Annotated in this window: 10 protein-coding genes; all 10 read right to left on the bottom strand. The window is 59.1% G+C overall.

Annotated features, from left to right (window positions below; genetic code table 11):
* A partial coding sequence (locus V6C16_RS04480; RefSeq protein WP_333542815.1) for a GTPase occupies positions 1–380 on the bottom strand: 380 nt, incomplete at its 3' end.
* Positions 381–460: 80 nt separating this feature from the next.
* Complete coding sequence (locus V6C16_RS04475; protein WP_333542814.1) at positions 461–1,537, bottom strand: pseudouridine synthase family protein; 1,077 nt, start codon at positions 1,535–1,537, stop codon at positions 461–463.
* Positions 1,538–1,569: 32 nt separating this feature from the next.
* Positions 1,570–2,883: a sensor domain-containing diguanylate cyclase gene (locus tag V6C16_RS04470; RefSeq protein WP_333542813.1), complete on the bottom strand. Its 1,314-nt coding sequence runs from the start codon at positions 2,881–2,883 to the stop codon at positions 1,570–1,572.
* A gap of 408 nt (positions 2,884–3,291) precedes the next feature.
* The gene (locus V6C16_RS04465; protein ID WP_333534669.1) at positions 3,292–4,044 is read right to left on the bottom strand and encodes an energy-coupling factor ABC transporter ATP-binding protein; all 753 of its coding nucleotides are present in this window, start codon (positions 4,042–4,044) and stop codon (positions 3,292–3,294) included.
* Positions 4,037–4,798: a cobalt ECF transporter T component CbiQ gene (gene cbiQ / locus V6C16_RS04460; protein WP_333542812.1), complete on the bottom strand. Its 762-nt coding sequence runs from the start codon at positions 4,796–4,798 to the stop codon at positions 4,037–4,039. Before cbiQ ends, V6C16_RS04465 begins: the two co-directional genes overlap by 8 nt.
* A 17-nt stretch (positions 4,799–4,815) precedes the next feature.
* Positions 4,816–5,613: a cobalamin biosynthesis protein CbiL gene (locus V6C16_RS04455; RefSeq protein ID WP_333542811.1), complete on the bottom strand. Its 798-nt coding sequence runs from the start codon at positions 5,611–5,613 to the stop codon at positions 4,816–4,818.
* 200 nt (positions 5,614–5,813) lie between these two features.
* The gene (cbiM, locus tag V6C16_RS04450; protein ID WP_333534611.1) at positions 5,814–6,437 is read right to left on the bottom strand and encodes a cobalt transporter CbiM; all 624 of its coding nucleotides are present in this window, start codon (positions 6,435–6,437) and stop codon (positions 5,814–5,816) included.
* A 347-nt stretch (positions 6,438–6,784) separates the two neighbouring features.
* Complete coding sequence (locus tag V6C16_RS04445) at positions 6,785–7,555, bottom strand: DUF4198 domain-containing protein (RefSeq protein WP_333534612.1); 771 nt, start codon at positions 7,553–7,555, stop codon at positions 6,785–6,787.
* 310 nt (positions 7,556–7,865) lie between these two features.
* The gene (locus V6C16_RS04440) at positions 7,866–8,321 is read right to left on the bottom strand and encodes a hypothetical protein (RefSeq protein ID WP_333534613.1); all 456 of its coding nucleotides are present in this window, start codon (positions 8,319–8,321) and stop codon (positions 7,866–7,868) included.
* Between the two features lie 271 nt (positions 8,322–8,592).
* The coding region (locus V6C16_RS04435; protein ID WP_333542810.1) for an O-acetylhomoserine aminocarboxypropyltransferase/cysteine synthase family protein at positions 8,593–9,630 on the bottom strand (1,038 nt) is incomplete at its 5' end.

Here is a 9,630-nt window from a genome sequence, read left to right as displayed (position 1 = left end):
GGCAGCCCCTTGCGGCGCACGTGGGCGGCCAGGTGTTCGTCCAGCGGCAGCAAGCCGTCACGGCCGTCCACCACAAAGGCCACAGCTGCAGCGTTTTTCATGGCGGCTTCGGTCTGGTCGAGGATGTCCTGCTCGAATCCGCGGATGCCTTCCGGCCCCTCAACGACCATGGCGTGGGCGTCAAGGGTGATGCCGCCTGTGTCTACAATGCCGAAGGCCGGCATGCCGTTACGGCGTACCACGCCTTCCATACGGTCGCGGGTGACCCCCGGACGGTCGTGGGTGATGGCGCGATTGCTGCGAATAAGGCGGTTGAACAGGGTGGATTTACCCACGTTGGGGCGTCCCACGAGAATGATGCGGGGCAGAGTTTCAGCCATGACGGTAACCTTGTTGCGTCCCTGACGCAAGGCGGCGGGCTCTCGCGGGGCGCTTTTTAAAAGGCCCGCCAGTGCGGACCCTAATGTAAAGGAGAAATTGTAGCAGCATCTTCGCCCAATGGGAAGGCCCCATCAGGGCAGGAGGGCGGCCGGCAAGCAAGCTGGTCACACGCGATGCCCTCGGGCAGGGCCGTCAGCGCGTGTGGACCGCTCCAGGTCGGAAGACAGGTAAAGGCCGGGCCTTCGGGCAAGGCGATGCGCAGCGAGTGCAGATAGAGTGTTGCCCCCGCGCGGGCCTGACCGTATTTGGCGTCGCCGAGCACCGGGTGTCCCAGGCTTGAAAGCTGCACCCGTATCTGATGGGTACGCCCCGTGAGCAGGCGCACCTGCACAAGGCTTGCCCTGTCGCCGACGCTCAGGGCGCGGACAAGGCAAAGAGCCTCTTTGGCATCCGGGGCGGCGGCCCTTACAGGGCGCACGCGCTCAAAGCCGTTCACGGCTTCCTTGCGTAAAAAATGTCGCACAAGACAGGTTTGCTCGTGGGGCCAGCGCCCGGCTACCCAGGCCACATATTCTTTGTGTACTGTGTTGGCGCGCAGCGCCCGCTGTGTTTCATCAAGGGCGGCGTAAGAGGCGGCCACCAGAATGACCCCCGAAGTTCCCCGATCCAGCCGATGCACGGGGGTCGGCATAAAGCTGGCCCGGGCAAAATGGCAGGCCAGGCGGGTGGTCAGGCTGTCTTCATGCCCGGTTCCCGGATGGACAGGCAGCCCCGCAGGCTTGTCAAACGCCCACAGATAACCGGACTTTCCAACCAGCGGCGGCAGCGGGGGGCCGTCTTCGGCGGCATCATCCTTACGCTGTTCCTTGCCTTCCGGAGCGGGCGAGGCAGAATCGCACTGCGCGGCCATTTTCATGGCGAAAGGCGGCAGACGAACCGTGTCGCCGGTCTGTACGCGGGAAAAAGGTTTGCAACGGCTGCCGTTGATCCTGACCTGGCCCGTGCGCACCCAGCGGTGCAGCATGGCCTGGGGCAGGTTCAAGCGACGTTGCAGGAACTGAAGTAGCTTCTGGCCGCTCTCGGGCTCCTGAACAACGGGAATTTCCGTCACTGAAGCGCCGGGGGCCTGCGTAGGGGGAGGGTTATCTTCGGACATGGGAAATACTTTGGACCAAAGAGCGGTCCACGTCAAGAGTCGTTGTGTACGGGAGACATCCTGTAGCGGCTGTCGTCGAGCTGAACCGCTTTGCCGGTATGCTTCTCTATCCAGTTCTTGATGCGCAGCCGCCACCTGGGGCTGTTTTCGCGTTTGACGGCCAACATGTTGCGGTCAGCCTCCGACAGGGCCTGGGCCAGGGTGGTGGTCATGTCCTGCGCGCATGCGCCCCCCACAGACATATGGGTCGGTACGTGATCTTCGTTGATGTTATGGGCATCAAAGGCATCCCTGATCCGCTGCATGAGTTCGTCAAGGTCTTCCCTGGCGCAGCCCGGTACAATGGCGGCAAATTCGTCGCCGCCCATGCGGGCGATGCAGTCGGCAGAATTGAGGCTGCTGCGCAGTATGACGGCTGCCCGGCAGAGCATTTCGCTGCCTTCGCTGTGGCCCATGTGGTCGTTGACCAGTTTCAGGCCGTCCATGTCAGCGATGATGATGCTGACAGGCCGCATTTGCTGCCGCTCCAGCTTGTCGACAGTCATGCCGTAATAGGTGCGGCTGCGCAGCCCCGTAAGGGCGTCGTTGCGCACCAGATCCTCAAGACGCGCCCTGTCGCCCTGGCTGGCGGTGACGTCCGTGTGCAGGCCCACCACGCGAACGGCCTTGCCGTGCTCATCACGGTGGGTCACATAGCCCCGGCTGAGAATCCAGGCCCAGGTTCCGTCGCCACGCCGCATCCGGTAGGTGCACTCAAAACTGTCACCCTGCTTGGGATCGTTGATGAATTCGATCTGCATGGGAACAATGTTTTCATAGTCGTCCGGGTGGACTTTGCTGGTCCAGGATGTGGACAGGGGCGGGAACTCGTCGCTGGTATAACCTAGCATGTCCAGATAGCGGGGGCTGAAGTAGATGACATTGGTGCTGGGGTTCCAGTCCCAAAGGCCGTCACTGGCCGCATTGAGCGCCAGCATGAGGCGGCTTGTATCATTGCGGGTGGTGGAGAGAACCGCGATTTCGGGCAGATTTCGGGGTGGCGGGTGGGTGGGGCGCGCTGGCCCCTCGCCAGCGGGACGCTGTTTTTCCAAAGCCACGTTGCACCCTGTGACCAGTGTGGCGCGGCCAAAAACGTCGCGCCGTAAGACCAGTATCTGCGAGCGCACCCAAAAATCGTCAAAAGGATAAAAAACTTCAAGGTGCGGCCCGTGGGAGCCGTTGAGCGCTGTTTCCAGAGACTCAAGCAGCTGGGCCAGGCTTTCAAGGGGGCAGTGCTCCAGATAGTCTTTCATGCTGCGCGGCGGATTGCTTTCCAGGTGCAGTTGGTCACGCGCTCCGACACTCATGAAAAGCCTGTCTGATGCCGTGTGCCACTCCCAGACAGGATCGTGTGATTCGATTTGTATATATTCTGGTATAATGCTTGATTTTTTCGGCATAAAAGTGTCAACCGTGCATTATTACAAGAGATCGGTGGAATGATGACAGGATGGATTGATTTGTGGGATCTGCCGTTTTGCATGTGTCATGCAGGAAAAACAGCAACATGTTCAGTATAATGGATATACGAATATAAATCCAGTATCCTTTATGTCCCTTTGAAAAAAAACGCGGCTTGAATTTGAGGCGGCTGGGGGTTTTTGCGCGTGATATGCTATTTCACCGCGCCAAATTTTGTGAGCCGGAAAACGGATGTCCTTTGTGGATTTTGCCGCCGCCGGGCAGCCTGCAGATGGCAGGTACGAACAGTCTTTTTAAGGCGTATGTGCGTGCGGTTCGTTGCCCAGCGGGTGCGCATGGGTATGGGCATGGGTAAAATCCGGGGCATCGGCGTTCAGGCGACCCTTGTCCAGCGTGAGGTAGGTGGACGAAACCTGTGCCAGAAAATCCCAGTCATGGGAAATGGTTATACGGGCAGTGTCAAGCCCGCGCAAAACATCGGTAATGTGCTGGCGCGCCTCGTTGTCCAGCCCGTTGGTAGGCTCGTCCAGCAGCAGGGCTTCCGGTCGCATGGCCAGCACGGCAGCCAGGGAAACCAGCTTCTTTTCTCCGCCGGAGAGCCTGTGCGTCAGGCGGTTTTCAAAGCCGTCCAGGCCGATGTGCCGCAGGGTTTCAAGCGCGCGTTGCCGGGCTTCTTCGGGCGAAAAACCCAGGTTCAACGGGCCAAAGGCCACATCTTCAAGCACTGATGGGAAAAAAAGCTGGTCTTCGGCGTGCTGCAGTACAAAACCCACGGCGCAACGAAGATGATAAAAGTCTTTTTCGGTCTGCAGCGCGCGTCCGTGAAAGCGCACAAGGCCCTGCTGCGGGCGCGCCAACCCGGTAATGCAGCGGAAAAGCGTTGTTTTTCCACTGCCGTTGGGGCCGTAAAAGCCCACGTGCTGCCCCGGCATGAGGGCCAGATCAACGCCATTGAGCACCGCATGCCGCTGCCCGTCGCGCTCGTAGCTGAAGTGGATGTTTTCCAGGGCAAAGATGGCGCGTGCCGTATCCATAGTATCAGCCATAAAGAGTATCCCTGTATTCTACGGCCACGATGCCCGCAAGGCAGAGCAGCACAAATACGGCAAAAAGGACGTCCAGAGCACGGGCCTTGAACACCGCCACTGAATGGAATTGTCCTGAGAATCCCCGAAGCAGCATGGCCTCGCGAACTCGCAGGGAACGCTCATAACTGCGCACCAGCAAAAGCCCCAGCAGTGCTGCCAGAGTGCGGTAGGTGTGCATGTCGCTTTTGGGGCGAAAACCCCGCAGACGGGCGGCCACGCTCAGGCTTTGCCACTGTTGCGCGATAACATGCACGTAGCGCGCCGTGAACAGGAAAAGAAAGACCAGCTTGCGCGGGCAGCGCAGGCATTCAAGGGCGCGTCCGGCAGTGGAGGCATTCATGGTGGCAACCAGAGCCAGAAAAATGCACACAATGGCATTGGATTTGATGCTCACCAGCAGGGCCAGATGCAACCCTTCCGCGCTGATGCTTACAGGACCCCAACCGACGACTTCGCGCCCCGGCATGGTAATGGGCGTAACGCACCACAGAAAAGCCACAAAAATATTGACCACAGCCAGACGGCGCAGCAGCGGCAGCAGGGGCGGCCTGGCCGCGATCAGCAGAAGCAGCCCGAACGCAAGGCCCAGACCGCACGCCGAGGCATCTTGCAGCGATGAAAGGCACAGTGCCGCCAAGGCGGCCACAGCCATGCGCACGCGCGGATCCAGACACTGGATGGCTGAGGGGCGGACAAAGGGCTGATCAAACATTGCGGGCCATGCGGGTCTTACCGATGCCGTGAGCGAAAATACAGGGCTATTCCGGCCAAACCCACAAGCCAGCCCATGCCGCCCGCTATTTCCCGCAATCCGGGGCCGTCTTGCCGCATTTCCGCCAATTGGCGGCGCAGGGGGGCCAGACGGGATTCCAGCAGGGCATTGATGCGCGCATCCTGAGCTTCAAGGGCGGCGTCCATGCTGGCCCGTATTTGTTCTATACCGACCGGGGAGCCGTTGCCTCCTGCGCCCACAGGCTGGGCCGTTGCGCCGGCAGGCCGTGCGGGAGCGGACGTATCCGCAGGTTGTGCGTCGCCCGTACTGCCTGCTTTTTCCGTATGCGCAGAAATGATTTCCGGAGACTCCGCGGTCCGGGCCAGTTCCTCGGCATCAAGCAGCCATTCGTTCTGATGCCCCTCACCAGCATTGATGCGTATGCGCAAGCCGTGTTTTCTGGCCTGGGCCGGTATGTCAAAATGGAACATGCCGTTGGCGTCGGTGAGGCCTTCAAGCAGAACTGCGTCATTGGCGGCATCATATACGGTAATTTTGCCGTTTTTTACGTTGTTGCCGCCGCTGAAGCCACATTGCACCATTACCTGGGGGCCTTCAGTCCAAGCAAAGATATTGACCCTGTGGGCCTGGGCAGGAGTGCAGGAAAGAAAATACACGGCAGCAGCCAGAAGACAGACGAGAAAGGACGCGTAAAGCGACGATGTGCGGCCCTGCGGGCGTAAAAGTAAACAAAGAGAGCGCTCGGCATCTCTTTCCGTGGAATGGAAGCGCGATTTTATACTGCGGTAAAACATGTGCAATCCTTCCCGCTCCAAAAGCTTTTTTGCAGAGCAATCCTGCTGTGCGATTTTTCGCTGTATGACGATCTCGGTGGCCGCAGAAGCATGCGTTCGCCACGAAGGCGATAGCGTAGTTTATCTGTGCTGTTCAACGCTGTAGCAGGCGTTATGTTGGCCTGCAGGCGCATGTTTTCAAATGAATAAATTTTCGGCGCTCAGCTGTCGTTTCCGTGTTTTGTGAGCCGCAGCATTTCCGGGCGTATCCTGGCTATAAAACCCACAGTGAACATGGTGATAAGCCCCTCAATCAGCATGATGGGCAGGTGGGCCAGGAAGATGAGCCTGGCGGCCGTAAGAAAGCCTTCATCGCTGAAGGCCAGGGCCAGGGCGGTCAGCAGTCCCGCACCCAGCACCCCAACAGCGCCGCCGCAGAAAGCCGCGATCCGCAATCCGCGCGGGCCGGGCCAAAGGTGTGTGAGCCCCCGAAAAATATACCAGGCCACAAGACCGGAAAAGGCCATGGTAAAGCTGTTGACCCCAAGAACCACCAGTCCGCCGTATTGGAAAAGCAGGGCCTGCAGGGCAAGAGCCGCCAGAATGGCGGGAAAGACCGCCCATCCCAGCAAAACTCCCAGAAGCCCGTTCAGGATAAGGTGCGCGCTGGAAGGCCCGATGGGGACATGGACGAGAGAGCCGACAAAGAAGACCGCAGCCAGAATTGCCACGGTCATGAGCCTGTCATAATCCAGCCTGCGAAGGCCCACGGCCGTACCGGCAACCGCAAGCGCATAGCCCGCGGCCAGAACAGGGGGAGACAGAACGCCTTCAGCTATATGCATGGGCCATCCTTTCCGGGGACCGGCATGAAAAAAACGGGATATGCGCCGCCGGTTTCCGCGCCGCTTTCACGGGGCAACGCGGGAACCGGCATAAATGATTCCGCATCTGGTCATACCTTGTCCCCTTCCCGGCTGCAAGGGGCAATGGGAAAACAAGGCATGGAACAGGTTCATCATCGGGCTGGGCCGGACTCTGCGCCCGCAAGCGCCGCCACGAAGCTCAAACGCTCCGTGTTTACGCGGCCAGTCGCCAGAGCAATTTCAAAGTAGAAATACCCTGGCGCGGGCCTGAACAGCGGCAGGCTGCCGTGACATGCGCTGCACAGGCATGCTGACGCGGAAACAAGCTACTTCGTGCGGGGGGCGGCAAAGTTGACCCACAACACTGCGCCCAGTTCCACGGACTTGGCTTCGCCTTTGTGATCCATTTTTTCGTCTGCCGTATTCAGGGCGGCAAACCCCCACCATCCGGCCCAGGGTACACCGTAGGTGAATACGCCGTTCTGGTCTGCCTTGACCACCTGGGTCACATAAAATTCGTTGGGCGCAGTGTGTCCCTTGCCCTTGTTATAGCTTTCAATCTCTACTTCGGCCCCTGGAACGGGCTTTCCGTCAAGCAGCACCTGACCTTGAAAAACATTGCCCGTGTAGTTGGCAAAAGGGCGGGTAAGGGGGACGATTTCTGTCTTGAGGCCCAAGGGTTCGGCCCAGCCTTCTTCTTCGCCGAAAGCGGCAACCACGGTCTTGGTGTAATGAATGATGTAGCAGTCTTCAGCGGGTTCAAAATAGGGCTGAGGTTCCACGGCAAACTGGTAGACGCCGGGTTTTTTGATGGCATAGGCGGCTGTCCATGCCTTGTTGCCCATAATGGTGGCGGGCTTGAGCAGGCTCTTGATGTCTTCAGTGTTTCCGCCATGCGTGACAGTGAAAGCCTTGGGTTGCTCCATGAGCATTCCCTGAAGCTCCGTGGGGTGTGCAAAGGCAATGTCCAGCTTGAGCGCGCTTTCCTTTTTATCGGTTACTGTGGGAGTGGAGGGAATGACCATGCCGAAGTGAGCCTGCGCCTGAGTTCCCCAAAAAAGAACAAGAGCCATGCAAGTACAGCAGATTTTCCACATAACGCTCTCCTGGCGTTGAGATTTCCGGCATTGCCGGAGGTGCGGCGATATGTCGCCCCGTAAGTAGTTACACGAAAATAAAAAATGTAGCAACAATGTTGACCCGGCGAGCAGGGCGCGGGCAATGAATGCCCGTAAAAGCAGTTCGCGGCTGCTTTGTGCGTACAGGACGCCGCTGCGCTGAAGGAGGAAAAAGCCGTAAGCGCCGGGCCGCTACAGACGGGCCATGTTGGAAATATGTTTGCGAAAAAATGCAAAACGGCCGCGCTCAGTATGAACGCGGCCGTTTTTGGCAAGCAGGGCTGACGTGCTACTTGGGCAGCAGCGCCGAAAAATCCGAGCTTTTGACATGCTTTTTGACAAAGGCGGAGGCAGCTTTGCGGTCTCCGGCCATGACGGTGATCATGAACACGTCGCCGTGCGAGGCCACCCATGCCTGGCTGGTAATGTCCTGCTGGGCAAAGGTAAACGTGTATTGACCATTTTTTTCCACGGGCGGTTTGGGCGCTTTGAACTGTTTGGCGAACATGTCTGCGATGGTTTTGTTGTCGGCGCCGCTGTTGGGGCCTACGACAAAGGTCACCGAGGCATTGCCCGCCGCATTGGCGAAGATGGCGCTGGTGGTTCCCTGATTTTCCGTGGGAGGCATGATCACCTTCCAGCCTTCGGGAACAGTTACGCTAAAGTATTTGGTGTTCAGCTCTTCCGCCAGAGCAGGCATAGCCAGAAGCATGACGAACACAAAGGCCACAAGCTTTTTCAACATGAAGGTTCTCCTCAGAGGGGTGCGGCAGTACGGCTGGCGGTTCCTGAGCGCTTGTGGGCAAACCGTTTTTACCCTGCGCGGACATGGCTGACGCCGACCCGTGCAGTTTATGCAATAGCCTCTGAAAAGACAATGTGTTTCAGGGGAAGGGGCGCAAACAGCGCGCGGGCGGGCGAGTGCCGCAAAGAACCTTGGAGTGTCCGGCGTCGCCCTGGGCGCATGGTGCGGAAATGTTGCGCCAGTGCCGCAGGACGCCGCCGGGTTTAAGCTTTTACAGGGCAGCCAACGCCTGGTCCAGATCGGCAAGAATATCGTCAATATGCTCGATGCCTATGGACAGGCGCACGGTGTTGGGCCGTATGCCGGTGCTTGCCAGTTCCTGTTCCGTCATTTGCGAATGTGTGGTGGATGCGGGGTGGATGACCAGCGATTTGGCGTCCGCCACGTTCGCCAGCAGAGAAAAGATGCGCAGCCTGTCGATAAAGGCTCTGGCTTCTTTTGCCCCGCCCTTGATCTCAATGGTAAAGATGCTGCCGCCCCCGTGCGGGAAGTAGCGTTTGTACAGGGCATGGCTTGTGCTGTGGGGCAGGCTCGGGTGATTGACGGTTTCGACCTTGGGGTGTTCGTTCAGGTGGCGCACCACGGCCAGAGCGTTCTGCACATGGCGCTCAACACGCAGCGACAGCGTTTCCAGCCCCTGAAGTATGAGAAATGCGTGCAGGGGGGCCATAGCCGCGCCCAGATCGCGCAGCAGAATGGCCCGCGCCCGCACTATATAGGCCGCCGCCCCGACGGCCGTTGTGAAGCTCAGCCCGTGATAGCTCGGGTCCGGCTCACTCAGGTGGGAAAATTTTCCGGCAGCGGCCCAGTCAAAGCGGCCGCCATCCACTATGATGCCGCCCAGGGCCGCGCCATGACCGCCCATAAATTTGGTGGCCGAATGCACGACTATGTCCGCGCCGTGCTCAATGGGACGCATGAGCCACGGCGTGGCAAAGGTATTGTCCACCACCAGCGGAATTGAATGCTTATGGGCAAGGTCCGCCAGAGCCTTCATGTCCACGATATTGCTGTGGGGGTTGCCCATGCTTTCCACAAACATCGCGCGGGTGCGGGGAGTTATGGCCGCCTGGAAGGATTCCGTACGGTCCGGGTCCACAAAGGTGGTTTCAATGCCGTAATCCTTGAAGGTGTGGGCAAGCAGATTATAGGTTCCACCATAAAGCGTTTTTGCCGCCACAATATGGTCACCGGCGCGGGCCAGGTTTTGCAGGGCATAGCCCACGGCCGCAGCGCCGCTGGCGGTTGC

The sequence above is a fragment of the Desulfovibrio sp. 1188_IL3213 genome, from assembly GCF_036763145.1.
In the GTDB taxonomy this organism is placed as follows: domain Bacteria; phylum Desulfobacterota; class Desulfovibrionia; order Desulfovibrionales; family Desulfovibrionaceae; genus Desulfovibrio.
This window is presented reverse-complemented; position numbering and strand designations above follow the sequence as displayed.

Bases quoted from the DNA above. Each gene is read 5' to 3' on its own strand.
- V6C16_RS04475 (WP_333542814.1), bottom strand. From the start codon at position 1,537: ATGTCCGAAGATAACCCTCCCCCTACGCAGGCCCCCGGCGCTTCAGTG.
- V6C16_RS04470 (WP_333542813.1), bottom strand. From the start codon at position 2,883: ATGAGTGTCGGAGCGCGTGACCAACTGCACCTGGAAAGCAATCCGCCG.
- V6C16_RS04465 (WP_333534669.1), bottom strand. From the start codon at position 4,044: ATGGCTGATACTATGGATACGGCACGCGCCATCTTTGCCCTGGAAAAC.
- cbiQ (WP_333542812.1), bottom strand. From the start codon at position 4,798: ATGTTTGATCAGCCCTTTGTCCGCCCCTCAGCCATCCAGTGTCTGGAT.
- V6C16_RS04455 (WP_333542811.1), bottom strand. From the start codon at position 5,613: ATGTTTTACCGCAGTATAAAATCGCGCTTCCATTCCACGGAAAGAGAT.
- cbiM (WP_333534611.1), bottom strand. From the start codon at position 6,437: ATGCATATAGCTGAAGGCGTTCTGTCTCCCCCTGTTCTGGCCGCGGGC.
- V6C16_RS04445 (WP_333534612.1), bottom strand. From the start codon at position 7,555: ATGTGGAAAATCTGCTGTACTTGCATGGCTCTTGTTCTTTTTTGGGGA.
- V6C16_RS04440 (WP_333534613.1), bottom strand. From the start codon at position 8,321: ATGTTGAAAAAGCTTGTGGCCTTTGTGTTCGTCATGCTTCTGGCTATG.